Annotated in this window: 22 protein-coding genes; 9 read left to right on the top strand and 13 right to left on the bottom strand. The window is 72.0% G+C overall.

Annotated features, from left to right (window positions below; translation table 11 throughout):
* Positions 1-14: 14 nt before the first annotated feature.
* The 4 genes from ACZ7GX_RS10360 to ACZ7GX_RS10345 are packed head-to-tail and all read right to left on the bottom strand — an operon-like array spanning position 15 to position 3,753.
* Positions 15-1,007, bottom strand: a complete 993-nt coding sequence (locus ACZ7GX_RS10360; RefSeq protein WP_498774997.1) for an ABC transporter permease — start codon at positions 1,005-1,007, stop codon at positions 15-17.
* On the bottom strand, positions 1,004-1,765 hold the full coding sequence (locus ACZ7GX_RS10355; protein ID WP_498774995.1) for an ATP-binding cassette domain-containing protein: 762 nt from the start codon (positions 1,763-1,765) through the stop codon (positions 1,004-1,006). Before ACZ7GX_RS10355 ends, ACZ7GX_RS10360 begins: the two co-directional genes overlap by 4 nt.
* 3 nt (positions 1,766-1,768) lie before the next feature.
* A complete protein-coding gene (locus ACZ7GX_RS10350) occupies positions 1,769-2,773 on the bottom strand; it encodes a class I mannose-6-phosphate isomerase (RefSeq protein ID WP_498774993.1) in 1,005 nt (334 codons plus the stop codon).
* The gene (locus tag ACZ7GX_RS10345) at positions 2,770-3,753 is read right to left on the bottom strand and encodes a LacI family DNA-binding transcriptional regulator (RefSeq protein ID WP_498775219.1); all 984 of its coding nucleotides are present in this window, start codon (positions 3,751-3,753) and stop codon (positions 2,770-2,772) included. Before ACZ7GX_RS10345 ends, ACZ7GX_RS10350 begins: the two co-directional genes overlap by 4 nt.
* Before the next feature lie 264 nt (positions 3,754-4,017).
* On the opposite strand from ACZ7GX_RS10345, the gene ACZ7GX_RS10340 reads away from it, so the two are divergent.
* From ACZ7GX_RS10340 to ACZ7GX_RS10320, 5 genes are all read left to right on the top strand, one after another.
* Positions 4,018-7,239, top strand: coding sequence for a GH92 family glycosyl hydrolase (locus ACZ7GX_RS10340; protein WP_498774991.1), 3,222 nt, complete (start codon positions 4,018-4,020; stop codon positions 7,237-7,239).
* A 15-nt stretch (positions 7,240-7,254) separates the two neighbouring features.
* Positions 7,255-9,489: a GH92 family glycosyl hydrolase gene (locus ACZ7GX_RS10335; RefSeq protein ID WP_498774989.1), complete on the top strand. Its 2,235-nt coding sequence runs from the start codon at positions 7,255-7,257 to the stop codon at positions 9,487-9,489.
* Positions 9,490-9,606: 117 nt separating this feature from the next.
* Positions 9,607-10,521 carry an ABC transporter ATP-binding protein gene (locus ACZ7GX_RS10330; RefSeq protein ID WP_498774987.1) on the top strand — a complete coding sequence of 305 codons (915 nt, stop codon included), beginning with the start codon at positions 9,607-9,609 and terminating at the stop codon, positions 10,519-10,521.
* Positions 10,518-11,561, top strand: coding sequence for an ABC transporter permease (locus ACZ7GX_RS10325; RefSeq protein ID WP_498774985.1), 1,044 nt, complete (start codon positions 10,518-10,520; stop codon positions 11,559-11,561). Before ACZ7GX_RS10330 ends, ACZ7GX_RS10325 begins: the two co-directional genes overlap by 4 nt.
* Positions 11,562-11,674: 113 nt before the next feature.
* Positions 11,675-11,995, top strand: a complete 321-nt coding sequence (locus ACZ7GX_RS10320) for a DUF3817 domain-containing protein (RefSeq protein ID WP_498774983.1) — start codon at positions 11,675-11,677, stop codon at positions 11,993-11,995.
* On the opposite strand, the gene ACZ7GX_RS10315 is transcribed toward ACZ7GX_RS10320, so the two are convergent.
* Positions 11,977-13,041: a phosphotransferase gene (locus tag ACZ7GX_RS10315; protein WP_498774981.1), complete on the bottom strand. Its 1,065-nt coding sequence runs from the start codon at positions 13,039-13,041 to the stop codon at positions 11,977-11,979. The two genes, ACZ7GX_RS10320 and ACZ7GX_RS10315, sit on opposite strands and share 19 nt — an antisense overlap.
* A gap of 58 nt (positions 13,042-13,099) precedes the next feature.
* Complete coding sequence (locus tag ACZ7GX_RS10310; protein ID WP_053721863.1) at positions 13,100-13,603, bottom strand: MarR family winged helix-turn-helix transcriptional regulator; 504 nt, start codon at positions 13,601-13,603, stop codon at positions 13,100-13,102.
* Positions 13,604-13,644: 41 nt separating this feature from the next.
* Here ACZ7GX_RS10310 and ACZ7GX_RS10305 point away from each other — a divergent pair, with 41 nt between their 5' ends.
* From ACZ7GX_RS10305 to ACZ7GX_RS10295, 3 genes are all read left to right on the top strand, one after another.
* Positions 13,645-13,962 (top strand): MTH1187 family thiamine-binding protein, encoded by a 318-nt coding sequence (locus tag ACZ7GX_RS10305; protein WP_498774979.1) that lies wholly within the window; start codon positions 13,645-13,647, stop codon positions 13,960-13,962.
* A 25-nt stretch (positions 13,963-13,987) separates the two neighbouring features.
* The gene (locus ACZ7GX_RS10300) at positions 13,988-14,833 is read left to right on the top strand and encodes an SCO6745 family protein (RefSeq protein WP_498774977.1); all 846 of its coding nucleotides are present in this window, start codon (positions 13,988-13,990) and stop codon (positions 14,831-14,833) included.
* A gap of 75 nt (positions 14,834-14,908) precedes the next feature.
* Positions 14,909-15,865, top strand: coding sequence for a co-chaperone YbbN (locus tag ACZ7GX_RS10295; protein WP_498774975.1), 957 nt, complete (start codon positions 14,909-14,911; stop codon positions 15,863-15,865).
* A 736-nt stretch (positions 15,866-16,601) separates the two neighbouring features.
* On the opposite strand, the gene ACZ7GX_RS10290 is transcribed toward ACZ7GX_RS10295, so the two are convergent.
* From ACZ7GX_RS10290 to ACZ7GX_RS10275, 4 genes are all read right to left on the bottom strand, one after another.
* Positions 16,602-18,038 (bottom strand): neutral zinc metallopeptidase, encoded by a 1,437-nt coding sequence (locus ACZ7GX_RS10290; protein ID WP_498774973.1) that lies wholly within the window; start codon positions 18,036-18,038, stop codon positions 16,602-16,604.
* Between the two features lie 172 nt (positions 18,039-18,210).
* Positions 18,211-18,624 carry a nuclear transport factor 2 family protein gene (locus ACZ7GX_RS10285; RefSeq protein WP_498774971.1) on the bottom strand — a complete coding sequence of 138 codons (414 nt, stop codon included), beginning with the start codon at positions 18,622-18,624 and terminating at the stop codon, positions 18,211-18,213.
* Between the two features lie 82 nt (positions 18,625-18,706).
* Entirely contained in the window at positions 18,707-20,083 is a 1,377-nt protein-coding gene (locus ACZ7GX_RS10280; protein ID WP_498774969.1) for a neutral zinc metallopeptidase, read from the bottom strand.
* A 26-nt stretch (positions 20,084-20,109) separates the two neighbouring features.
* Complete coding sequence (locus ACZ7GX_RS10275; RefSeq protein ID WP_498774967.1) at positions 20,110-21,306, bottom strand: MFS transporter; 1,197 nt, start codon at positions 21,304-21,306, stop codon at positions 20,110-20,112.
* A gap of 109 nt (positions 21,307-21,415) precedes the next feature.
* Here ACZ7GX_RS10275 and ACZ7GX_RS10270 point away from each other — a divergent pair, with 109 nt between their 5' ends.
* Complete coding sequence (locus tag ACZ7GX_RS10270) at positions 21,416-22,132, top strand: ArsR/SmtB family transcription factor (RefSeq protein WP_498774965.1); 717 nt, start codon at positions 21,416-21,418, stop codon at positions 22,130-22,132.
* Here the strand turns inward: ACZ7GX_RS10270 and ACZ7GX_RS10265 are convergent.
* The 3 genes from ACZ7GX_RS10265 to ACZ7GX_RS10255 form a co-directional block, all read right to left on the bottom strand.
* Positions 22,116-22,913, bottom strand: coding sequence for a class I SAM-dependent methyltransferase (locus ACZ7GX_RS10265; protein ID WP_498774963.1), 798 nt, complete (start codon positions 22,911-22,913; stop codon positions 22,116-22,118). The genes ACZ7GX_RS10270 and ACZ7GX_RS10265 overlap by 17 nt on opposite strands.
* Positions 22,914-23,031: 118 nt before the next feature.
* On the bottom strand, positions 23,032-25,266 hold the full coding sequence (gene glgB, locus ACZ7GX_RS10260; protein WP_498774961.1) for a 1,4-alpha-glucan branching protein GlgB: 2,235 nt from the start codon (positions 25,264-25,266) through the stop codon (positions 23,032-23,034).
* Positions 25,263-26,603, bottom strand: coding sequence for a maltokinase N-terminal cap-like domain-containing protein (locus tag ACZ7GX_RS10255; protein WP_498774959.1), 1,341 nt, complete (start codon positions 26,601-26,603; stop codon positions 25,263-25,265). The genes glgB and ACZ7GX_RS10255 overlap by 4 nt, the downstream gene beginning before the upstream one ends.
* Position 26,604 lies beyond the last annotated feature (1 nt).

Genomic DNA, 26,604 nt, shown 5'->3' with positions numbered 1-26,604 from the left:
TTCTCCCTCTCCTTTTAGCGCTTGTCGCGAGCCTTTCTGCGCGACTGGTCGAACCACACGGCGGCCACCAGGACCAGCGCGACCGCGATCGGCTGCCAGTACACGTTCACGCCGACGATCACGAACCCCTTGCGCAGCACGGCCGGGATGAACACCCCGAGCACCGTGCCGACCACCGAGCCCACGCCGCCGAACAGGCTCGTGCCGCCGAGCACCACCGCGGCGATGGCGTTGAGGTTGTCGGTGTCGTGCCCGGTGATCGACGCGACCCGGAAGTAGGCCAGCGCCATGAACCCGGCCAGCCCGGCCAGCACGCCCGCCAGCAGGTAGACCCGGACCAGGTGGCGCGTCACCGGGATGCCCGCGCGCCGGGCCGCCTCCTCGTTCGAGCCGATGGCGTACGTGTGCTGCCCGAACGCCGTCGTGCCCAGCACCAGCGCGCCCACCGCCGTCACCGCGGCGGCCACCAGCACCAGGTTCGGCACGCCGAACCACGTGCCGGTGCCCAGGGTGTCGCTGAGCACGTCCGGCACCCCGGCCACGTTAGAGCCGTCGGAGATCAGCTGCCCGGCCCCGAGCGCCGCGCCGAACGACCCGAGCGTCACGATCAGCGGCGGGATGCCGGTGCGGGCGATGAGCAGGCCGTTCACCAGGCCCCACGCGGCGCCGGACGCCAGGGCCACCAGCAGGCCGACCAGCACCACGCCCCACCCGGCGTCGGTCGCGTCGCCGTCGTGCAGGGCGTTCATCGTCATGGCCGACGTGACGCCGGAGAACACCAGCACCGAGCCGACGGACAGGTCGATCCCGGCGGTGACGACCACGTACGTCATGCCGACCGACAGCACCAGCAGCACCGACGTCTCGACCAGGGTCGTCTGCAACGTGAACACGGTCAGCACCGCGTCCGGCCGCAGCGCGCCGAACACCGCGACCAGCACCAGCAGCACCACCGCGATCCACAACGTGTTCGCGCCGACCAGCCGGCGCAGAGCGGCGCGCTTCACGAGTCCTCCTGGGACAACGCGCCGGTCATCGCCCCGACCAGCTCCTCGACCGTGGTGGCCGCCGCGTCGAACCGGGCCACCCGACGACCGAGCCGCAGCACCTCGACCCGGTCCGCCACGGCCAGCACCTCGGGCATGTTGTGGCTGATCAGCGCCACCGCCATGCCCCGGTCGCGCACCCGCCGGACCACGTCGAGCACGCGTTCGCGCTGCACCACGCCCAGCGCCGCGGTCGGCTCGTCCATGAACACCAACCGGCTCGCCCACACCACCGACCGGGCCACCGCGACGCTCTGGCGCTGACCACCCGACAGCGCCCCGATCGGCACGTCCACGTCCGGCAGCGACACCCCGAGGTCCTGGAAGGAGGCCACGGCCCGCCGCCGCATCTCCCGCTTGTCCAGCACGCCGAGCCTGCCGAGCAGCCCGGCGCGGCGCAGCTCCCGGCCCAGGAACAGGTTCGCCGCCGGGTCCAGGTCCGGCGCGACGGCCAGGTCCTGGTACACGGTCTCGATGCCGAGCGCCCGTGCGGACACCGGCGAGTCCAGCACGACCGGCGCGCCGTCGAACAGGATGGTCCCCGAGTCCGGCCGCTCCACCCCGGACAGGCACTTCACCAGCGTCGACTTGCCCGCGCCGTTGTCACCGACGAGCGCGACCACCTCGCCCGCGTGCGCGGTGAACGAGGCGCCGCGCAGCGCCTCCACGTTCCCGTAGTGCTTCACCAACTCCCGTGCGTCCAGTAACGGCAAGTCCACCTCTCAGCTCCTCGGCACCGATGGCGGCCTGCACCGGACGGCGACCACGTCGCCGGTCACCTCGACCTCGCCCGCCGCGTGCGGCACGACCACCGTGCTGCCCCGGTGCACCGCGACGGGACCCAGCGTGCCGGCGCCCTCCAGCACCACGAACACGCCGAACGAGGGCTCCAGCGCCGCCGTGCCGGACACGTGCAGCCGGTCGGCGCGGAAGAACGGGTCGGCCTGCGCGTCGAACAGGTCCACCGAAGGCCCGGTGAGCGCCTGCGTGCGGCGCACGAGGTCGTCGGGCGACTGGGCGCGGCGCTCCAGGCAGTCCAACGCCTTGTCGTAGCCCAGGCCGAGGTGCCCGGCCTCGGCGTCGGCCAGGAAACCCCGCCACTCCAACGTGACCGAGAAGTCCGTCGGCTGCTGGAGCTCGACGATGAACACGCCCTCGCCGATCGCGTGCGGCACGCCGGCGGGCACGAACACCGTGTCACCGGGCGAGACCCGGACCGGGTTCAACGCGGCCAGCATCGCGGCGGAGTCCTGAGTGGACACCCAGTCTGCGGCCACGGCGGCGGGCACGTCGTCGCGGAACCCGATGTACACCGTCGGGTCGGGCCCGGACGTGCCGATGACGATCCACGCCTCGGTCTTGCCGTGCCGGCAGCCCAGGTGGGTGGACGCGAACGCGTCGGACGGGTGGCAGTGCACCGGCAGCCGCTGCCCGGCGTCGAGCAGCTTGACCAGCAGCGCGGTGTCCGCGCCGAACTCCGCCGCGTGCTCCGGGCCCAACCACGCCGCCGGGTCCGCCGCCACCGCGTCGCGCAGCCACCGCCCGTCCGGCAGGCGGGACAACCCCGCCTCGTCCTTGCCGAACTGGGTGGTGGTCGACGCGACCCAGTCCTCGGGCCCGCGGTCGGCCACGTCCCGGCTCCGGAACGCCGCGATGGCCGGACCGCCCCGGTAGAACTGCCGGGGCTGGTTGGCCTCCAGCACGACGGGCTGGGTGTCGGAACTCATGCGGGTACCTCTCCTGATCCACGGGCCACCAACCGGACCGGCAGGACGACGCGGCGCGGTGGGGAGCCGTCGCCGTCCAGTCGGGCGAAGAGCAGGTCCGCCGCTGCCTTGCCGAGCGCGCTCGCGTCGTGCGCGATCACGGTCACCGGCGGCGAGAGCAGGTCGGCCAGCTCGAAGTCGTCGAAGCCCACGAGGGCGGGCCGCACGGCGCTGCCCGCCAACGCGCGCACCGCGTGCACGGTGATCCGGTTGTTGCCGGTCACCACGGCGGTCGCCGGGTCGGCGGCGTTCTGCAGGCCCTGCAACGCCTTGCGCACCGACTCCTCGTCGTGCGGGCCCATGACGACCAGCGACTCGTGGTAGCCGATGCCGGCCCGCAGGCAGCCCTCGCGGTAGCCGCGCAGCCGTTCGTTGGCGGTGAAGATGTCCGGCGCGTCGCCGAGGAACGCGATCCGCCGGTGCCCGAACGACGCCAGGTGCGCGACGGCCTCGGCGGTGCCGCCGATGTTGTCCACCAGCACGGTGTCGGCGACCACGTCGCCGGCCGGCCGGTCCAGGAACACCACCGGCGTGCCCGCCCGCATCTCCGGCACCAGGTACCCGTGCTGCAACCCGGCGGGCACGATCAGCAGGCCGTCCACCCGCCGCGAGCAGAACTCCAGCGACAGCTCGCGCTCCCGCGCCGGGTCCTCGTCGGACGACCCGGTGATCACCTGGCGGCCGCGCAGCCTGGCGATCTCCTCCACCGCGCGCGTGACGCCCGAGTAGAACGGGTTGCCGACGTCCTCCAGCACCAGGCCGACCGTGCCCGTCGACGAGCCGCGGCGCAGGTTGCGCGCGCTGAGGTTGCGCCGGAAGCCGAGCTGGTCGATCGCCGCGAGCACCCGCTCGGCCGTGGCCGGGTGCACGCCTGCCTCGTCGTTCACCACGCGCGAGACGGTCTTGATGCTGACGCCCGCCAGCCGCGCCACGTCGTTCATCGTGGCACGCCGCACCTTGCGGGCGCCTGCCGCGCCGTTCGGGGACAACGTTGTCATAGTGGGCGAATCACACACCCCGCATTAACGGATGTCAACGTCCGGCCCTGTCTCGAACCGGACAACACCCGGCCACGGGGTTGACGACACCCCCGCACGCTCCGCAACCATAGGATTACGGATCGTTCGTGGACAGCGTTGTCAACCATCGGCGAAGCCGGCGATCGGACTGGCGGAGGCGCGCTCATGGGAACCTCGAAGGTGCGGATGACACTCGCCCTCGCGTCGGTGATGGGCCTCTCGGCGGCACTCGCGGTGGCCCATCCGGCGGCCTCGCGGGCGCAGCCGGACGACCTGGCCGAGTGGGTGAACCCGTTCGTCGGCACCCGGCCGGGTGGGCCGGACCACGGCACCGGCGGCGGCGCCGGCAACAACTTCCCCGGCGCGGACGTGCCGTTCGGCATGGTGCAGTGGAGCCCGGACACGGTGACCCGTCAGCACGGCGGTTACGCCTACGAGGACGACCGGATCAAGGGCTTCAGCCTCACCCACCTGTCCGGCGCGGGCTGCTCGACCTACCAGGACATCCCGATCACGCCGTTCGTCGGCGAGGTGACCACGTCGCCCGCGACGGACCCCGACCGGTACGTGTCGACGTTCTCGCACGGCAACGAGTCCGCGTCGCCCGGCTACTACGGGGTGACCCTCGACAGCGGGGCCAAGGTCGAGCTGACGGTCACCCAGCGGACGGGCGTCGGCCGGTTCGCCTACCCCGGCGGGCAGCCGTCGACGCTGCTGGTCAACACCTCCGGCTCGATCTCGGGCACGGACGACGCCGAGATCACCATCGGCACGGACACCATCAGCGGCTGGGCGACCAGCGGCCGGTTCTGCGGCGCGGACCACCGCTACCGGGTGTACTTCCACGCCCGGTTCGACCAGCCGTTCGCCTCCGTCGGCACGTGGAAGAACGGCGCGGTCACGCCCGGCCGTTCGACCGAACGCGGCGGCTCGGGCGTGCGCGAAGGCCTCGGCGACGCGCCGAAAACCGTTGAGGCGCAGGGCGAACCCGCCGTCCGGAGCGAGGACACGACGGTGTCGGGGCCGGGTTCGGGCGGTTGGGTGACGTTCGACGACCCGGACGTCACCATGCGCGTCGGCCTGTCGTTCGTCTCGATCGAGGGCGCGAAGAAGAACCTGAGGGCGGAGAGCAACGGCAAGTCGTTCGACGTCGTGCGCGCCGCCGCCCGCCAGGCGTGGAACGACCGGCTCAGCCAGGTCGAGGTCACCGGCGGCACGGACGCCCAGCGCACCACGTTCTACACGGCGCTCTACCACTCCCTGTTGCAGCCCAACGTCTTCTCCGACACCGACGGCCGCTACCCGGGCTTCGACGGCCGCATCCACACCGCCGAGCGCGGTCACGCCGTCTACACCAACTTCTCCGGCTGGGACGTCTACCGCTCGCAGATGCAGCTGCTGTCGCTGCTCGCGCCGGCGGAGGCCTCGGACATGGTCCGCTCGATGATGGCGTTCGCCGAGCAGGGCGGCGCCTGGGACCGCTGGACGGTGGCCAACGGCTACACCGGCGTCATGGTCGGCGACCCGTACCACGTGATGGTCGCCAGTGCCCACGCGTTCGGGGCGAGGGACTTCGACGCGCGCAAGGCCCTGCTGCTGATGCTGCGCGGGGCGACCCAGCCGACCCAGGGCTACGAGGAACGGCCGGGCCTCACCGAGTACCTGGACGTGGGTTACGTGCCGGTCGGCGTGCGCAACGTCTGGGGCGCGCCCGCGACCACCCTGGAGTACGCGACGGCGGACTTCGCCATCGCCGACCTCGCCCGCCGCTCGGGCGACGGCGCGACCTGGCAGGCGTTCATGCGGCGCGCCCAGTACTGGCAGAACGTCTTCAACCCGGCCACCGGCCACACCCAGGCCCGCAACCGGGACGGCTCGTACGTGGAGCCGTTCAAGCCGGGCAGCCCCGACAACTGGGTCGAGGGCAACGCCGCCCAGTACACGTGGATGGTGCCGCACAACGTGCGCGGCCTGTTCACCGCGATGGGCGGCGCCGCGGAGGTCCGCGACCGGCTGGACGCGTTCTTCACCGAGCTGAACGCCGGTCCGGACGAGCCGCACGCGTTCCTCGGCAACGAGCCGACCATGCACTCGCCGTGGCTCTACAACTGGGCCGGCGCGCCGGCGAAGACGCAGGCCGTGACGCGGCGCGCGGTGACCGAGCTGTTCGGTCCCGGCCCAGATGGGCTGACGGGCAACGACGACCTCGGCCAGATGTCGTCCTGGTACGTGTGGGCGGCGCTGGGCATGTACCCGGTGATACCCGGCCGGGCCGAGCTGGTGCTCAACAGCCCCATGTTCAGCGAGGTCACGATCACCCGGCCGAACGGCGCGCCGATCGTGATCAAGGCCTCCGGCAGCGGCGCGTACGTGTCCGACCTCAAGCTCAACGGCCGCGCGCAGACCCGCACGTGGCTGCCGGAATCGTTCGTGACCCACGGCGGCACGGTGGAGTTCGGGCTGTCCGAGACGCCCACCACCTGGGGCACGGGCCCCGCCGACGCGCCGCCGTCGTTCCGGGACGGCGAGGTCGGGCAGCAGGCGTACGTGGACCCGGGCCGGCTGGTGCTGCCCGCCGGCGGCAGCGGCGCGGTGACCATCGGCGCGCAGGACTTCTCCGGCAACGGCGGCGAGGTGTCATGGACCGCGCAGCCGCCCGCGGGCATCACGCTCACCCCGGCGTCCGGCCGGGTGACGGTCCCGGCGGGGGAGAAGGCCGGTGTCGAGGTCACCGTCGCGGTCGCCGCCGGCACGCCCGAGCAGACCCTGCGCGTGCCGGTGGCGTTCTCCACCGGGCAGCGGTCGACGATCTCGGTGCTGGTGGCCGAGCCGGGCAGCCTGCGCGCGGCGTTCGACAACGTCGGCACGTCGCCGGACGCCGAGCAGGCGATCGGCAACTTCGACGGCGGCGGGTGGAGCTACTCGCGCGAGGCGCTGGCCGCCGCGGGCGTGACACCGGGCGGCACGGTCACCTCCGACGGCCTCGCCTACACCTGGCCCACGTCGCCGGTCGGCGAGGCGGACAACGTGAACGCCTCCGGCGAGACGGTGACGCTCACCGCGCCGGCGGGCGCGGCGAAGCTCGGGCTGCTGGGCAGCGCGGCGGGCGGCAAGGCGTCCGGCACGCTCACCGTCACCTACACCGACGGCAGCGAGCAGACCGCCGAGGTCGGGTTCTCCGACTGGGCGCTGGGCGGCGCGGCGAACCTGCCGCCGTCGTTCGACAACCGGACCGTGGCCACGACGGGTTACCGCAACAACTCCAGCGGGGAGCCGCAACAGCTCGAGGTGCACGTGTTCGCCACCGCGCCGATCGCGTTGGACGCCGGCAAGCAGGTCCGCTCGGTCACCCTGCCCGCTTCGGTGACCGGCGGGACGTTCCACGTGTTCGCCATCGCGGTGGCGTGACCCTATGGTGGATCGGTGACGGCTGACCCGGTGGAGTCGGTGAACACGTTCATCGGCACGAAGGACGACGGGAACACGTTCCCTGGCGCGTCGATGCCGTTCGGCATGGCCCATTCGAGCCCGATCGGCTCGCACTACGCCGGCTACCGCTACGACGACCCGGTGATCCGCGGGTTCGGGCACTTCTTCCTGTCCGGCGCGGGCTGCTCCGAGCAGGGCGGGCTGGTGTCGATCCTGCCGACCACCGGCCTGCCGCGCACCTTCGACCACCGGACCTACGGCGCCGCGTACACGCACGAGGGCGAGGTCGGCAAGCCCGGCTACTACCGCGTGCGGCTGGCGTCCGGCATCACGGTGGAGTCGACGGCGACGACCAGGGTGGGCGTCGAGCGGTTCTCGTTCCCGCCCGGCGTGACGCCGCACGTGCTGGTGAACGTGGGCCAGGCGAACGACGGCGAGCCGGTGTTCGCCAGCAGCGTGCGGGTGGTGGACGACCGGACGTTGGCCGGAACCGTGGTGGCGCAGGCGTTCTGCGGCGGGAAGCCGTACACGACCTACTTCACCACGACGTTCGACCGGCCGTTCCGCCGGACCGGCAACTGGGGCGGCGCGGAGGGCGGCGCGGGGCTGCGCGGGCAGTGGGTGGCGTTCGACGACGGCCCGGTGACCGCGGCGACCGCGATCTCGCACGTGGACGCGGACGGCGCCGCGAAGAACCTCGGCGAGGCTCGCGGGCGGACGTTCGACGAGGTGCGCGCTGCGGCCCAGGAGGCCTGGCGGCGCGAGCTGTCGAGCGTCGAGACGTCGTCGGCCGGCGCCGATCGCACGGTCTTCTACACCGCGCTCTACCACGTGCTGCTGCAGCCGTTGACGGGCAACGACGTGGACGGCCGGTACCGCGGGTTCGACGGGCAGGTGCACACCGCCGACGGCTGGACCTACCACGAGTTCTTCTCGCTCTGGGACACCTACCGCGCGCACAACCAGCTGCTGGCGCTGCTGCGGCCGGCGCGGGCGAAGGACATCGCGCGGTCGTTGCTGGCGATCCACGAGCAGGGCGGCTGGCTGCCCCGGTGGGCCTACGCCAACCAGGAGACGAACACCATGACCGGCGACCCGGTCACGCCCTTCCTGGTCGACCTGTGGCGGTTCGGCGCGCTGGCGGGCTTGGAGGAGCGGGCCTACGAGGCGTTGTGGCAGAACGCGACCGGCGTGCCGCCCACGTCGTCGCCGTTCGAGGGCAGGGCGGGCAACCCGTCCTACCTCCGCGAGGGCTTCGTGCAGTACGACAAGCACTTCCGCAAGAAGGGGCAGGACGTCGACCCGCACCACGGCGCTTCGGCGACGTTGGAGTACGCGCTGGCGGACTGCTCGCTGTGGATCATGGCGCTCGCCCTGGGCCACGAGGACGACGCCGAGGTCCTGCGCCGCCGCGGGTTGAACTACCGGGTGCTGTGGGACGCCACGGTGTCCGACCGCGGGTTCACCGGCTTCCCCCGGCCGAAGCTGCGCGACGGCGCGTGGCTCGCGCCGTTCACCCCGCAGGGACCGGACGGCTTCCACGAGGGCACGGCGTGGCAGTACCAGTGGCTGGCGCAGCAGGACGTGCCGGGCCTGGTGGAGCTGCTCGGCGGCCGTGACGCGGCGCTCGCCCGCCTGGACGACTTCTTCGCCTACCCGGACCTGGTGGCGGACCCGGCGGGGACCGTGCGCTCGAAGTGGGTCGTCGGGCCGTACAACTACTACAACCAGTTCCGCTACAACCCGAACAACGAGCCGGACCTGCACGTGCCGTGGATGTACGCGCTGGTGGGGCAGCCGTGGAAGACCTCGGCCGTGGTGCGGGCGGCGCAGACGTTGTTCGTCGACGCGCCGAACGGCGTGACCGGCAACGACGACCTCGGGCAGATGTCGGCCTGGTACGTGCTCAGCGCCCTGGGCCTGTACCCGGTCACGCCGGGCACGGGCGACTTCGTGCTCAACGCGCCGCGGTTCGACCGCGCGGTGATCCACCTGGAGAACGGCCGTGACATCACCATCACGGCGGCCGGCGCGGACCCGTCGAGGTTGCAGTACGTGCGATCGCTCCACGTCGACTCCAAGCCCTGGGAGCAGGTGTACCTGAACGTCGACCGGCTCGACGGCGCGCACCTGGACTACGTCCTCACCGCGGACCCGGCGGAGGCGACGTGGGCGACCCGTCCGACGTCCGCACCGCCCTCTCCCTGCACTGGTGAGCACGTCTCGTAATCGGGTTCGCGCGCACAGCTACCAGGGGATGCGTCGAAAGTCTCGATCGTCGGCTACTTCCGTCGCGAACCGATCGAAGCACCGCCGGCGGCTCCCGGCACGGCTTACCGTCCAGCCATGACAGGGGCACGCATACCGGCCGTCGTGGTTGCCGACATCAGGAAGAGCTACGGCGAGCTGAAGGCGGTGGACGGCGTCTCGTTCACCGTCGCCGAGGGGGAGTTCTTCGGCATCCTGGGGCCGAACGGCGCGGGCAAGACCACCACGCTGGAGATCGTCGAAGGGCTGCGCAAGCCCGACGGCGGCCAGGTGACGCTGCTCGGCGAGCAGCCGTGGCCGCGCAACCCGAAGCTGCTGCCGCGCATCGGCGTGCAGCTGCAGGCGTCGAGCTTCTTCGAGAAGCTGACCGCCCGCGAGCAGCTCCAGACGTTCGGCTCGCTGTACGGCGTGAGCCGGCGCAAGGCCGACGAGATGCTGGAGCTCGTCGGCCTGACCGACAAGGCGGACGTGCAGGAGAACAAGCTCTCCGGCGGACAGCGCCAGCGCCTGTCGATCGCGTGCGCCCTCGTGCACGACCCGGACCTCGTGTTCCTGGACGAGCCGACCGCCGCGCTGGACCCGCAGGCCAGGCGCAACCTGTGGGACGTGCTGCGCGCGATCCAGGCCAGGGGCAAGACCATCGTCTACACGACGCACTACCTCGACGAGGCCGAGATCCTGTGCGACCGCGTGGCGATCATGGACCGGGGGCGGATCCTCGCCATGGACGCGCCCGCGACGTTGGTGCGCGGTCTCGACGCGCCCACGCACGTGGTGCTGCAGAAGGGGTCGCTGACGCGTGAGGCGGCGCGTGGCATCACCGGGGTCGACGACGCGCACGAGGACGAGGTGTCGTTGACCATCTCCACCCGCAAGCCCGCGCCGGTGCTGTCGGCGCTCGCCGAGCGCGGCACCCTGGACGGGTTGCAGGTGCGCACGGCCACGTTGGAGGACGTCTTCCTCGACCTGACCGGACGGGAGTACCGCGCATGACCGCGTTCCGGAGCCTGTCGGCCGCGATGATCAAGGGCTTCCTGCGGGACAAGATGACGTTGTTCTTCGTCTTCCTGTTCCCGCTGATGTTCCTCGTCGTGTTCGGCCTGCTGCTCGGCGACTCCGGCAGCGACAAGACCAAGATCGCGGCGGTGGGCGACGGGCCCGTGCTGACGACGTTGGAGCAGACCGGCGCGATCGAGCTGGAGGAGTACGACGACACGGCCGCCGCGCGGCGGAAGGTCGACGACGGCGACCTGCCCGCCGCCGTGGTGGTGTCCGGCGATCGGGTGGAGCTGATCTACGCGGCGAGCGACCAGGTCGCGGCGGGCACCGTGCTGGGGATCGTGTCCGGTGTGGTCGACAAGATCAACCTGGGTGCGGCGGACGTGGCGCCGCGGTTCACGTTGGAGACGAAGTCGGTCGAGGACGCCTCGCTCAAGCCGATCCAGTACCTGACGCCGGGCATCCTGTCGTGGGCGATCTCGTTCTCGGGCGTGTTCGGCTCGGCGCTGACCATGGTGGCGTGGCGGAAGAAGCAGGTGCTGCGGCGGATCCGGCTGGCGCCGGTGAGCACGACGACCGTGCTGACGTCGCGCGTGGTGGTGAGCGTCGGCACGGCGGCCGTGCAGGGCGTGGTGTTCGTGGCGGTGGCGTCGCTGCCGCTGTTCGGGTTGAAGCTGACCGGTCAGTGGTACCTGGCGCTGCCGCTGCTGGTGCTGGGCACGGTCGCGTTCTTCGCGATCGGGATGCTGGTGGGCGCGTTCTGCAAGACGGAGGAGTCGGCGTCCGGGGCGGCGAACATCATCATCATGCCGATGGCGTTCCTGTCGGGCACGTTCTTCCCGCTGGAGAAGGCCCCGGGCTGGCTGCAGACCGTGTCGAACGCCTTCCCGTTGCGCCACATGAACGACGGCATGCTGGACGTCCTGGTGCGCGGCAAGGGCGTGGAGGCCCTCCTCGTCCCCTCGGCCGTCCTGATCGCCTTCACCCTGGTCGTGGGCTTCATCGCCGCCCGCATCTTCCGCTGGGAGGACTGACCGCGAGTCGACCTCCAGGTCCCGCTTGTCGAACACGCGGGACCTGGAGGTCGGGCACGCGTGGGGGTGGGGGTGGGGGTGGGGTGAGGGGGGTCACCGGCCACAATGGGGGCATGCTTAGCAGCGCTGTTGGTCGGTTTCGCCTGCTCGCCCTGGCCGAGGCGGTGTCGTGGGCCGGTCTGCTGATCGGCATGTTCTTCAAGTACGTCGTGGTGGAGAACGAGATCGGCGTCAAGATCTTCGGGCCCGTGCACGGCGCGATCTTCGTCGGCTACGTCCTGGTGACGCTGATGCTGGCGCACCGCTGGGACCGCAAGACGCTCGTCCTCGGCTTGGTCGCGAGCATCCCGCCGTTCGGCACCGTGGTGTTCGAGCGCTGGGCCAACCGCACCGGCCGGCTGGCCGAGACCGAGGCTCAGACCGCCAAGGACTGAGCGCGCGCCAACTCCGCCTCGGGATCACCGAGGTGGTACACGCGCTCACTCGGCTCGATGTTGTCCAGGAACTCCTGGTACACCGCCGCGCCGACGAGGTGTGACGCCGGCCGGGCGTGCCGCAGCGCGCTCGCCGGATCGCTCGACGGGTAGTGGCGCAACCACGCGTCGACCCAGACGCGTTCGACCATCGCCCGCGACTCCGGCGCGACGAACCCGATCAGCCGCGCCGCGTCCAACGCCGGGTGACCCCAGTGCGCGTCACCCCAGTCGAGCACGACACCGCCGGAACGCCAGTTGCCCGGGTGGAAGTCGCCGTGCAGCAAGGTCTCGGGCAACCCGAAGCCCGGCACCCGCACCCCGCGCACCCGCAACCGCGGCTCACCGGCCAACGCCGCCTGCACCGCCACCCACCGCGGCACGATCCGCTCGACCACGTCCTCACCCGGCTGCCAGCAGTCCACCCCGGGCGCCTCCCCCAGCAGCACCCGCCCGGGCTCGGCCGCGATCAGCTCCGGCGCCAACGACGGGTCGACCGACGCCACCAGCCCGATCACCTCGGCCTCGTCCGCCATGAACGGCGGCGTGCCCTTCGCCCACACGTTCCCGCGCGCCGTCGGCAGCCGGTACAGGCACGACAGGTTCCACGTCTTCACCTGCACGACCGGCCCGGTCACCTCGACGTGCCGCCGCGCCCACCCGACCAGCGCCGCCGGCCCACCGGGACGCGCCCACGCCTGCCGCAACGGGTGATCCGCGAACGCGTGCCGCCCACCGTCCGACAGACCGTCGCCCGACACACCGTCGCCCGACAGACCGCGGTCCGGCACGCGGTCGGCCTCCACCTGGTAGGTCACCACACCGCCACGCGCCCTCGGCACCGTGGTCCCGACCAGCCGCAACACGCTCGTCGTCACGCCGAGCACCCGGTCCAGGTGCGCGGTCACGGGTTCGACGTCGTTCCACCACGGGCTGTCGACGGTGAACGGCTCCGCCGTGCCGACGAACCGGCCGCCCACCGTCACCAGAGCCCTGATCTCCCGCACGACGTGCAGCGTGGCCGTGCAGGCGGCGCCGTGTCGACCGAATTCGGCCCTCGGAACTTCAGTCCTCGAAGTCGCCGACCGCGCGGCGGACCTTCGCCAGCAGGTCGGTCAGCTGCTCGGTCTGCCGGTCGGTCAGCCCGCGCAACCCGAACTCGACCCCCGTCACGGCTTCCGTGGCCGCCTCGCGCCGGGCGTGCCCGGCCTCGGTGATCTCCACGAGCGTGGTGCGCCGGTCGGTGGGGTGGGGGTTGCGGCGCACGAGTCCGTCGGCTTCCAGCCGGTCCACGATGTTCGTGACGCTCGTCGGGTGCAGCTGGAGCCGTTCGCCCATGACCCGCATCGGCAGGCTGCCCGTGCGGGCGAACGTCAACAGCACCAGCGCCTCGAACCGCGCGAACGTCAACCCGTGCGGCTTGAGGGCGGCGTCCACGGCGGACTGGATGATCTGCTGTACTCGCATGACGCTGGTGACCGCCGCCATCGCCGTCGACGGTCCGATCCGCTTCTCCCACAGCTCGGCGGCGCGCGCGATGGGGTCGAACGGCAGCGGCTGGGACGTCATGCGCCGAAGCTACCAGTGGGTACCCCGACCAGGAGGCAGTAGTGCTCGTCGCGTTCAGTGTCAGCCCGCTCGGCGGGGAGTCGGACGGGGTGGCCGAGGCCGTGGCCCAGGCCGTGCGGGTGGTCCGCGAGTCCGGGCTGCCCAACGAGACCAACGCCATGTTCACGCTGGTCGAGGGCGAGTGGGACGAGGTGATGGCGGTGGTGAAGAAGGCGACGGAGGTCGTGCAGGCCACCGCGCCGCGGGTCAGCCTGGTGCTCAAGGCGGACATCAGGCCCGGCTGGACGGGCCAGCTCACGGCCAAGGTGGAGCGGGTCGAGCAGCACCTGGCGGCCGAGCACGCGGCAGCTGACGAGTAGTCGGACGTCCGACTAACTTGGGGTCATGGAGCCGAGAGACCTGTGGGTCCGCTTCGAGACCTACCACGACGTCACGTACTTCTCGCCCGAATCACGAGCGGTCACCGACGCGCTGGGCTGCAAGGGCGGCTGGATGGGCTACTTCGGCCAGCGCGCGGCGCCGTTGGGCGCGGCGTCGCCGGAGGTCGTGACCGCCGCGTTCTACAGCTTCCACCCGCGCATGGTGGCCCGCGCGCTGCCCGACGCGTGGGACGTGGCCAGTCCCGCCCGCTTCCTGGAGGCACGGCTGGAGGGCGTCGACCGGGCGCTGCGGCGGATGCTGGAGACGCTGGACGTCGCCGAGGCGGCCGACCTGGCCGGGCAGGCGGCGGAGGCCGCGCCGACGGCCGGGCGGGTGCTGGCCGCGGCGAACGGCGTGCTGCCGACCCCGGACGAGCCGCACCTGGCGCTGTGGCAGGCGTGCACGACGTTGCGCGAGTCGCGTGGTGACGGTCACATCGCCGCGCTGGTGGCCGCCGACCTCGCACCGTGCGAGACGTTGGTGCTGTTCAGCGCCGACAAGGGCCTCGACCCGGCGTACATGCGCACCGCGCGTGGCTGGTCGGAGGAGGAGTGGCGGGAAGCCGAAGCGACGCTCACCGAGCGCGGTCTGTTCGACGGCGGCCTCACGCCGGCCGGTCGGGCGTTGCGGGAGGACGTCGAACGGCGCACCGACGAGGCCGCCACCCGTCCGTGGGAAGTTCTCGGCCCGGCGGGCACCGCTCGTTTCGCCGAGTTGACGACCCCGATCGCGCTCCGCCTGGGGCGGTTGAACGACGCGATGCGGACGAACCCGATGGCGATCGACCCGGTCGCGCAACTCCCCGGCTAGCCGCGCGTGGCCGGCCGCCCGACTCGTGCCAGGATGGAAGGCGTGACAAGGCCAGACCCCCGAAAGACCGCCGCAATGTCCGCCGCGTTGTCCGGGGCGGTCGACCTCGGCGCGCTGAAGGCCCGGGCCGACGCCGCGAGGCAGCGCGCCACCACCCCACCCCCGTCGTCCGGCTCCGGCGGAGCCGTCGGCGGTTCGGACGCCGGTCCGAGCCCGTGGGTGCTGGACGTCACCGAGGCGACGTTCCAGTCGGTCGTCGAACGCTCCCTGGAGATCCCGGTCGTCGTCGAGCTGACCGCGTCGTGGAGCCCCGAGGCGGGCCAGCTCTCACCGGTGCTGGAACGCGCCGCCAGGGCCGGCGGCGGCACCTGGCTGCTGGCCAGGGTCGACCTCGACGCCAACCCGCGCATCGGCCAGGTGTTCGGCGTGCAGTCCGTGCCGACCGTGGTCGCGATCGCCGGCGGCCAGCCCCTGGACGCCTTCGCCGGACCGCTGCCGGAAGCCGAGTTCGGCCAGTGGATCACCCGCCTGCTGGACGCCCTGCGCGACCGGCTGCCGGGCATCAAGGCGGCGGAGGCCAACCGCGCGGCGGCGCCGGGCGCGGAGCCCGTCGCCGAGCCGGAGGACCCCCGCTTCACCGCCGCCGAGGACGCCTTCGAGCAGGGCGACTTCACCGCCGCCGAGGCCGCGTACGAGGCGATCCTGGCCGCCGAACCGGCCAACGCCGAGGCCAAGGCGGCGCTGGCGCAGGTCCGGTTCACGGCCCGGGCCGAGGCGGTGCCCGCGGACGCCACCGCGAAGGCCGACGCCAACCCGGACGACGTGGACGCCCAACTGGCCGCCGCTGACCTGGAGCTGGCGACGAACGACGTCGACCAGGCCTTCAAGCGACTGGTCGACACGGTCCGCCGCGTCTTCGGCGACGACCGCGACCGCGTCCGCGAACACCTGGTGGGCCTGTTCGAACTCTTCCCGCCGGACGACGACCGGGTCGCCAAGGCCCGCCGCAACCTGGCCAGCGCCCTGTTCTGACCGACTCCCGCGCCCGCTCCCGACACGCTCGTCACGCCTGACAGGGGTCCATTCTCCGGACCCCTGTCAAGCGTGATCACAAGCTTGAAAAGCATGTCCTCGCCGGACGGGCAGATCAGCAGGATGACCCCGACTACCGCTGGATGCTGCGGGTCCGTCGTCGGTCCGGGTTTCGTGTCATCCCACCAACCTCCACAAGGGCTACCACACGTATCAAGGGGGGCGCCCACAGTCGAAGCCGCGGGCAAAGGCGAACTACGCCCCCCTTGACACGCGCGGTAGGGCTGCGCCAGGTCGGCGGGATGACACGAAGCCCTCATTTTGGAGAAAGACGCCCAGTGGACGGTCCGGGGGTCGCCGGCGGGCGCGGGGTCGGACGGGCCCGGCGGTGCGGCCGCCGATGCCCTTACCTCCCCAAAGGGAGGGCTTCGTGTCATCCCGCCGACCTGGCTTTGCCCTACCGCACGTGTCAAGGGGGCGTAGTTCACCTTTGCCCACGGCGTCTTCTGATGTCGCCCCCTTGACGCGTGTGGTAGCCCGGAGGGAGGTCGGTGGGATGACACGAAACCCGGACCGACAACGGACCCGGAACAGAACCGCCCAACCCCGTCATCCTGCTGATCTGCCCGTCCGGCGAGGACATGCTTTTCAAGCTTTTGATCTTTTAATCTTTCAAGCTTTTGATCTCTTCGTGCAGCTCGAACCTCGAACCCGAAACCCGAAACCCGGAACCGGCTCAGCCCGCGTACTTGCGGGTGCAGAGCCCGGCACCCTGGTAGAACCCGTCGCGGAACGCCTCGACGCGGGCGAAGCCGGACGGCACCACGGTCCCGTTCACGTCCGCCGCGATCAGGCTCTTGTCGGCCAGCAGCTCCGCCACCGCCTCGTCCAGGTCACCGGACGACAGGCGCAGCCGCGCGCTGCTCTGGGTCGTCGTCCCGGCCCACGCACCGGTCAGGCACGCCGTTCGCAACCCCGCCGCCGGACCCTCCAGCCCGTACCCGGTCGCCTTCTGGATCGACAGCGCGAACCGCGACGCGATCTCGGCGAACGCGGCGAAGTCGCCGATCCCGCCCTTCTGCCCGCGCTTGGGCGGCGTGCCGATCTTCACCAGGTCGGGCAGGTCGATGGAGATCGAGTTCGTCGCCGGGCAGTACGCCGCGGGCGAGGTGTCGCCGCCGTCGGGGCACTCCGCGGACGACGAGGTGGACAAAGCGGGCGGCGTGGCGGCGGCGTCCTTGAAAGCCGCGTGCAGCGACTCCTCCAGCAGTTCGAGCGACCGCTTGTCGTCGACCTTCAGGTTGCCCTTGCCCTGCCCGGTGTCCTGGTCCTGCGAGTCGAACTTCTGCTGCGTGATCCGCGCCTTGATCTCGGCCTCGTCGATCTCCGCGCACCGCGACGGATCACCGGCGAACCCGAACTGGAACGCCGAGACCCGGTCGAACGCGCTGCCGTGCGCGCCCTGCTTCTCGGCCGACGTGCCCGCCGCGTCCCGGATGAAGAACATCGTCGCCAGCACCTGGTTCAACCCGGGCCCGGTCGAGATGCGGAAGTGCTTGGACTTGCCCTCGGCCACCCAGCGGAAGAAGTTGCCCGCGTAGCAGTCGGCCTGCTGCTCCTTGATGATCGACGGCGTGGCCTGGTTGATCCCGCCGATGTCGCCGAGCTTGTACTGGATCGCGTGGCCCATCTCGTGCGCCAGCACGGTCACCACCGACATCGGCCCGAACGCGTCGTCCAGCATCGGCAGCAGCTCGCCGCGGTCCCACGCGATCGAGTCGTCCAGCGAGCAGTAGAACGCGTTCGCCACGCCGGCGGTGTTGGTGCGGCAGATCTCGACGCCCTTGCCGTTGGAGTCGTAGGACACCAACCGCTTCACCGGCTCGAACTCCTTGCCGAACCGCGCGGGCAGCTGCTCGGTCCAGTACTCCTCGACGTCGGCCAGCGCGTTGATCGCGAGCCGGTCCATCTCGCCGCCGTCGGCGTTCTCCACCTGCAGGTCGGCGTCCGGCACGCCCGGCTTCGCGCCGCTCTCGCCGGTCGTGATGTCCAGCCCGGCCACCTTGGTGACGTCGGGCCGTTCCGACCGCCCTTGGCCGCTCACCGTCTGGGTGCACCCGGTCAACGCCATCGCGGCGGCGAGCGTCGCAGCAACCCAAGCCCGTCGAGCCATGCCAAGCCCCATCCCCGGTCCGTGCCGATCCAAGCCCGAACCCTACTTGGCCGGCTCGCGAAACCAGGCGATGTCCGGCAATTCGCCATCGCGGCCGGAGGACGCCGGCGGCGATGGCGAGTTCGGGTCGGCGGTGAGCGGCCCGTTCGGCGGACAGGTGAACGCGAAGCGATCAGCTCTCGCGCGTCCAGGCGGGAGTGATCCGCACCTCGCGGAGGCGCCAGCCCACCGGCGTCCGCACCGCGCGGTAGCGCTGCCGCAGACCTCCGGTGAAGTGGGGCGCCTGGCCGTCGCGGTAGAAGTACACGGTCGAGTTCGCCGAGGCGGTCGCGTGGTCTCCCTCGACGTCCACCAGCAGATCCGTGGTCGTGTGCTGGGTCTGCTGATCCTCGACGTCGTCCCGGCGCAGGAAGGCGACGACCTCGGCGAGGCCGCGGAGTACGCCACCCCGCGGCGAGTGCACCGCCACGTCGTCGGTGAAGACGGTGCCCGCGTCCTCCCACCGCTTCTCGTCGAGCAGACGTGCGAGGCGGGTGGACAGGTCGGCGATCTCGAGGCGGTCGGCGATCAGGGCATCCGTGGACATGGCGTCCCTTTCATTGGCGTCTCCAACGTTGGTAACGCCAACAGTACCTCGGAATCATTGGCCGCGCCAACGGCCAATTCGCCTAGGTCAAACCGCAGGCCTTGGTGCCCTCGAACACCCCGCCGCGGAACACCTCGACCCGCTTGAACCCCGGACCGAGCGACGCCGAACCGGTCGCGTCGCGGGCCGCGTAGTCGTAGGCGAGCAGCACCTGCACCGCCTCGTCCAGGTCGCCGGGCGACAGCCCGAAGCCCTTCTGCCGGGTGAACACCTCCCGCGTGTACGCGCCGGCCAGGCACAACGCGCTGGTCGCCGCACGCTCGCCGTCGAGGTCCACCTCCACCGCCGCCATCGCGGCCAGCGCGTAACGGCTCGCCAGCAGCACGCCCGTGGCGTAGTCGCCGATCTCGGCGTGCAGCTCGGGCAGGTCGGCCTCGACCTCGAACTCCACCGACTTGTCCGCCGGGCAGTACGCCACCGGGCCCTGGTCGCCGGAGCAGTCCGGCTCCTGCTCGGTCGGCGTGGACTTCGGGTCGGTCCACTTCTTGCCCGCCTGCTCGACCAGTGCCTTGTAGTACAGGTTCAGGTCGGGCGTGACGTTCTCCAGCATCTCGTCGAACGGCAGGTTGCCGCCGCGGTCGCGGTCGTCGGCGGAGGTGAACGCCTGCTGCGTGAACACCCGGTTCTCCGTCGACATGGCCGCGCAGAACTCCGTGCCCTGCTGGTAGCCGTCCTGGAAGGCGGACACGCGGTCGAACGCGTTGCCGTGCGCGGACCGGTCACTGGCCGAGGTGCCGACCGGGTCGCGGAACGTGATCAGCGCGCCCAGCGCCGAGTCCAGCGTGTCGGAGCCGATGTCGAGGTGCTCGGACTTGCCGTCGTTGACCCACTTGATGAACGCGCCCGCGAAGCAGTCGGCCATCGCCTCGGTGAGGATCGTGGGGAACCGCTGCGGCTCGCGCCGCTCGGCCTCCGGCGTGATGCCCATCCGGTTCTGCACGGCGTGGCCCATCTCGTGCGCCAGCACGATCACCACGGCCGCGTCGCCGAACCGGTCCTTGAGCACGGGCAGCAGCGCGGCGCGGTCCCAGGCGATGGCGTCGGCGCTCGGGCAGTAGAACGCGTTGCCCTCGACGTCGCTCGCCTTCTCGGTGCACGGCGGCGGCTTGGCCGAGGCGTCGGCGGTGTCGACCGAGTAGATGCCGCCCTCGATCGGCTCCCACGGCTCGTCGAACGTGTCCGGGAACGCCTCCTGCCAGAACGTGTCGATGTCGGTGACGGCGGTGGCCGCCAACTGGTCGATCGGGCCGCCGTCGGTGCCCCGGATGAAGCCCGGGTCGACGGTGCCCTTGGTGACGGCCTCACCCGCCACCGGTTTGCCCGGGATCGCCTGGGCACAGGCGCTTGCCGTGAGCAGGACCGTCGCCAGCAGGACCAGCCGAGCCGATACGAGCCGCATTGGCCCATTGTGCCCGCGCCGAACCCCTACGGGGTCGCGTTCGACGTCGTGGCCGGATCACGGGTGCGTGTCGCCCACCTGGTCAACGCCGGCACGGGCGCGACCGCGACCAGGAAGATCACGCCCACGGCGAGCCAACCGCCCGCACCGAAGCCGCCGAGCGCGAACGTCAGGACGGAGGGCCCGAAGAGCTGCACGGTGGCGGTCGCGGCCTCGTTCACCCCTTGGTAGGCGCCACGCGCGTCGTCACGCATGAGGCTCACCGACAAACCCCAGTTCGCGGCCACGTAACCCAGTTCCCCGACCACGTGCAGCGCCGCCGCGGCCACCACGACCGCCACGACCGCCGCACCCGAGCCGCCCGCGGTCGTGGCGAGCAGGGCGCAGCTCGCGGCGAGGGCGACGCCGGACCGGACCGCCGTGCGCGCGGCCTGGTCCGGGGTGCGGGCGAAGCGCGCGAACGGCACCTGGAACACGGCGATGCCCACCGAGCTGACGACCACCACCACGCCGCTCAGCGCGAGCGGCAGGTCGGTCAAGCGCGACAGCCACAGCGGCAGGCCGGTCGACAGCATCGCCCAGCACAGCGACAGGACCGAGGTGGTCGCGACGACGGCGAGGTAGGGGCGGTCGCCCAGCACGACCCGCGCCCGCGGCGTCGCGCCGACCGGCGACGGCTTGCGCACCGCGAGCGTCGTGACCGCCAGGACCCCGAACGTGAGCGCGTTGCCGGTGATCGCCAGGGCGTAGGCGGAGTGGCTGTCGGCGGTCAGCACCAGGGCGCCGAGCCCGGCCCCGATCGCGTAGCCGACGTGCTGCGCCACGCGCTGCCGCGCCAACGCGCGCACCCTGGCCGCGTTGTCCGTCACCAGACCCGCGATCAACGCCGTCCGCACGGCGTTGCCGCCGTTGGCCGGGGCGGTGAACGCCACCGTCGCCACGAGGAACGACCACGTGCCGTCCACGACCAGGTAGGACGCCATGGCGCACGCCCGCACGAGGGTGATCACCACCAGCACCGACCTCGGGTCGAACCGGTCCGCCAACGCGCCGACCGGCACCGCCGCGAGCAGCCCCGCCGCACCCGCCACCGCCATCCCGACACCCACCGCCACCAGCGGCAACCCGAGCACGCGGGTGAAGAACAACGCCCACGTGGTGAACCACAGGCCGTCGCCGAGCGCCGAGACCCCGCGACCCCACAGCAGCACGCCCAGCCCCATCGGCACACACCCTTCACGATCCTATGAATGGTGTCTGCGACCGTAACCCGCCCCCGCTCACGGCCGCAACCAGAGTTCAGGCAAGCGTGAAGGGTGCTAGGGTGCGCTCATGGCTGGATGGATCGACTCCGGCAACGCCGTGCAGGCGTCCGCCGTCGCGCTGGCCCGCGAGCTGTCCGACCCGATCCGGCTCACCGCGCTGCAACTGCTCGCCGCCGAGGGCCCGCACGCGATGGTGCAGCTGGCCGACGCCATGGGCATCTCGCCGCCGCGGTTGGGCAACCACCTGGCCCGCCTGCGCGCCGCCGGCCTGGTCGAGGTCGAGCACACCGGCCGGCACGCCGTCTACCGGGTCGCCCGCGCCGACATCGCCGACGTCCTCACCGCGCTGGCCCGCTACGCCCACCACGACGACCTCACCGCGCCGCGGCGCGCGTCATCGCCGGTGGACGTCGCCCACACGTGCTACGACCACGCGGCCGGCCGCCTGGGGATCGCGGTGTTCACCACCCTGGTCGACGCAGGCGGGCTCGAACCGCCCGACGGCCGCGCCGGCGAACTCGCGCTCGGCGAGGACCTGACCGCGTGGCGCCGCCTCGGCGTCGACCCGCACGCCGTCGCGCCGCGCCGCCGCCTGGCGCTGGCCTGCCTGGACCGCACGCACCGCGTCCCGCACCTGGGCGGCGACCTCGGCCGGCTCGTGCTCGACGCGTTCGTGGCCGACGACCTGGTCCGCCGTCAGGAGGGCACCAGGGAGCTCCTCGTCACCGAACGGGGTGCCGAACGGCTGCCCGAGCTCCTGCCCACCTTCAGGCCCGCGCCATGACGCCGCGCACCGCCCACGCCCGCGCGGTGAGCCGGATCGAGCCGTCCGGGTGGGTGGGCAGGCGGGTGCGGAGCAGGTCGCGCAGGGCACGACGCCGGTCCTCGGGCAGGGACGCGGTGTAGCCGGGCGCCGGTCCCTGCCCACCGAGGAACGGCCGCCAGTAGTCGTCGAAGTCGTTGAACACCGTCGGCACCTCCAACGCCTCCACGCGCACCCCGTGCAGCCCGGCGGCGGTCCACAGCCCGCGCAGCGGTTCGGGTCGGCACAGGGGGAAGCGCCTGCCCTCGTGCAGGGCGGCGGCGGCCGGGTCGAGGTCGGTGGCGGCGTCCCAGAAGAAGCGGGTGATCGCCATGCCCTCGGCGTAGTCCCAGACGTAGGCGGCCACCACGCCGCCGGGCGCGGCCACCCTGGTGCACTCGGCGGCGGCCCGCACCGGGTCCGGCACGAAGTTGAGGGCGAGGCCGCTGACCACGGCGTCGAAGGCGTGGTCGGGCAGCGGGAGGGAGCGGGCGTCGCCGACGTGGAAGGCCGCGCGCGGGTCGGTGACCCGGTGCCGCGCGGTGGCCAGGAAGCCCTCGGACGGGTCGACGCCGACGACCTCGGCCGGGTCGGCGATCTTGAGGATCGCGGTGGTCAACGCGCCCGTGCCGCAGCCGATGTCCACCCAGCGACGGGCCGACGGCACGTCCAGCAGTCGGAGGAACCCCCTCGCAACGGGCGCGCTCCAACGCCCGACGTAAGCCTCATACGCCTCGCCGACCGCCCACACCTCGTCCGCCATGGGGCTCAGCATGGCAGGCACCGACCCCCGCGGACGACGTTCCGCACGACCCGGTTCGGTCAGGGCCGGCGCGCCTCCCGGCCGGGTGTCGAGGACCCGGCCGGGCACGGCGCTGCGGTCAGGCGTGGTCGAGGTCGTCCGGGTCGACCGGGCCCTCGACGCCTGCCCGGTCTTCCTCCGTGACGGTCGCGGTGACCGCGGGTGCTTCCGGCGCCAGCCAGAGCACACCCGCCGGCGGCAGCTGGAGCACCGCGGACGCGGGCCGGCCGTGCCACGGGTGCTCCTCCGCCTCCACCACGCCGAAGTTGCCGACGCCGGACCCGCCGTAGACCTCCGAGTCCGTGTTCACCACCTCGCGCCACCGACCCGCGACCGGCAGCCCGACCCGGTAGTCGTGGTGCGGCATGCCGGCGAAGTTCGCCACGCACGCGAGCACCGAGCCGTCCTCGCCGATCCGCAGGAAGCTCAGCACGTTGCCCGCCGAGTCGTTCGCGTCGATCCACGAGAACCCCTCGGGCCGGTTGTCCGCGCTGTACAACGCGGGCGAGCCCCGGTAGACCCGGTTCAGGTCCGCGACCAGCCGGTGCAGGCCGCCGTGCAGCGGCGACTCCAGCAGGTGCCAGTCCAGCGACCGGCCCTCCGACCACTCGTCGCGCTGCCCGAACTCGCCGCCCATGAACAGCAGCTGCTTGCCGGGGTGCGCCCACATGAACGCCAGCAGCGACCGCAGCCCCGCCGCCTTGTTCCAGTCGTCGCCGGGCATCCGCTGCCACAACGACCCCTTGCCGTGCACGACCTCGTCGTGCGACAGCGGCAGCACGAAGTTCTCGCTCCACGCGTAGACCAGCGAGAACGTGATCTCGTTGTGGTGGAACGACCGGTGGATGGGCTCGCGCGACAGGTAGTGCAGCGTGTCGTGCATCCAGCCCATGTTCCACTTGAACCCGAACCCGAGGCCGCCCAGGTGCGTCGGCCGCGACACGCCCGGCCACGCCGTCGACTCCTCGGCCACCATCACCACACCGGGGTGGCGCTTGTAGACGGTCGCGTTCAGCTCCTGCAGGAACCGCACCGCGTCCAGGTTCTCCCGCCCGCCGTACTGGTTGGGCAGCCACTGCCCTTCCTGCCGCGAGTAGTCCAGGTACAGCATCGAGGCCACCGCGTCGACCCGCAGGCCGTCGATGTGGAACTCCTCGATCCAGAACAGCGCGTTGGCGACCAGGAAGTTGCGCACCTCGTTGCGCCCGAAGTCGAACACCAGCGTGCCCCAGTCCGGGTGCTCGCCCCGGCGCGGGTCCTCGTGCTCGTACAACGCGGTGCCGTCGAACTTCGCCAACGCCCACGAGTCGCGCGGGAAGTGCGCCGGCACCCAGTCCATGATCACGCCGACGCCGCGCTGGTGCAGCACGTCCACGAAGTGCCGGAAGTCGTCCGGCGAGCCGAACCTCGACGTCGGCGCGTAGTACGACGTCACCTGGTAGCCCCACGACCCGCCGAACGGGTGCTCGGCCACCGGCATCAGCTCCACGTGCGTGAACCCGGCGCCCACCACGTAGTCCGCCAGCTCCTCGGCCAGCTCCCGGTAGCCCAGACCCGGCTTCCACGAGCCGAGGTGCACCTCGTACACGCTCATCGGCGCGTTGATCCACTGCGTGGCGTCGCGCCTGGCCCGCCACTCCGCGTCGCCCCACTCGTGCGCGGTCCGGGTGACGACCGACGCGGTCTGCGGCGGCGTCTCGGTGGCGAACGCCATCGGGTCGGCCTTCTCGTGCCACCCGCCGTCGCGGCCGAGGATCCGGAACTTGTACCGGGTGCCCTCCGGGATGCCGGGGATGAAGACCTCCCACACGCCGGACGAGCCGAGCGACCTCATCGGGTTCGCGCGGCCGTCCCAGCCGTCGAAGTCGCCGCACACCCGCACACCGCGCGCGGTCGGCGCCCACACGGCGAACGAGACGCCCGAGACGGTGCCGTTGGGCGTGTCGTAGGTGCGCACCCGCGCGCCCAGCACGTCCCACAGCCGCTCGTGCCGCCCCTCGCCGATCAGGTGCAGGTCGAGCTCGCCGACGGTCGGCAGCCAGCGGTACGGGTCGTCCACCTCGACGACCTGGTCGCCGTACTCGACCACCAGCCGGTAGTCGCCGGGGTGCTCGGGCAGCTCGCCCGCGAACAACCCGTCGGCGACCCGGTCCAGGTCGAAGCGCTTGTCGGCGGCCATCACCGCCACCGCCGTCGCGCCCGGGCGCAGCGCCCGCGCGACCACGCCCTCCGGGACGTGGTGCACGCCGAGCACCGAGTGCGGGTCGTGGTGCGCCCCGGCCAGCAGCCGGTCGACGTCCTCGGGCGAGATCATGACTGCACCGCTCCCTCTCCAGTGATCCGCGCGATCGACGACAGCGGGACCGTCAACCACTCCGGCCTGTTCGCGTGCTCGTACGCGACCTCGTAGACGGCCTTGTCCAGCTCGAACGCCCGCAGCAGGTAGCCCCGCTTGCGCGGGTCGCCGACCGACTCCGACGCCGCCTCCGCGTAGCCCTCGGTGAACGCCGCGCGGTTGCGCCGCGCCCACTCCAGCGCCCGCACGGTCAGCTGGTGGTCCTCCGGCTGGCCGACGAGCAGCTGGTGCGCCGCGTAGTCGAAGGATCGCAGCATCCCCGCCACGTCGCGCAACGGCGAGCGCAGCTCGATGCGCTCGGCCATCGGCGTGCCCGGCTCGCCCTCGAAGTCGATCAGCAGCCACCCCTGCACGGTCCGCAGCACCTGACCGAGGTGCAGGTCGCCGTGGATGTGCTGCACGGCGACCGCGTCCGGTGTCTCCCTGGCCTGCTCGAACGCCTCCCGCAGCGCGGGCACGTACGGCCGCAGCTCCGGCACCGAGTCGACCACCGAGTCCAGCCGCGAGACCATCGCCCGCACGGTCCGGTCGATGTTCTCGGCGTCCGCGGACTGCGTGCCCAGGGCGCGTTCCAGGTCCGCGTGCACGGTCGCCACGGCCTGTCCCAGCCGCTGCGCCTCGCCGGCGAAGTCGCCGCCCACCTCGTCGGCGTGCAGGTCGGCCTCGGCCATCAGGTCGCGCACGCTGGTGGTGGCCATCGCCCAGCCGTCCACCGCGTCCGGCATGAACTGCTGGAGCATGCCGACGGTCGTGGTCCGGCCGTCGAGCCGACCCGTGATCGACCCCAGCGGCTGGGCGATGTGCTCGCACCCGACCTGGCGCAAGGCCCGGTGCAGCACGAGGTCCGGGTTCTCGCCCTGGCTGAGCTTGCGGAACAGCTTGAGGATGTACTGGCTGCCGAACACGATCGAGGTGTTGGACTGCTCGGAGGTGATCGGCCGGCCGCGCAGCCCGGTCTGCAGCTCGACGTCCGGCTCGTGCGCGAACCTCAGGCCCTCCACCTCGACACCCTCGGCGATCAGGTCGAGCAGCACGCCGGTCAGCTCCGGCACGGAGGTGGCGTCGTAGTTGTCCACGTGGTCGGTGACCAGCAGCTGGTAGGGCTCGCGCCGGTCCGGCTGCGCCACCTCCACCACGAGGTGCACCAGCACCGGGTCGGCGGACCGCAGCACCGCCGTCCGCAGCGGGCGGACCGAGGTGACCGGGCGGTCCTTCCCGCCGAACCACCGCTGCGCGGGCAGCCACTCGGGCAGCTCGGCGAGCACCTTGTCGACCAGGTCGTGCGGCTCCGTCACG

Source organism: Actinosynnema sp. NPDC037264 (genome assembly GCF_055603705.1).
This window is presented reverse-complemented; position numbering and strand designations above follow the sequence as displayed.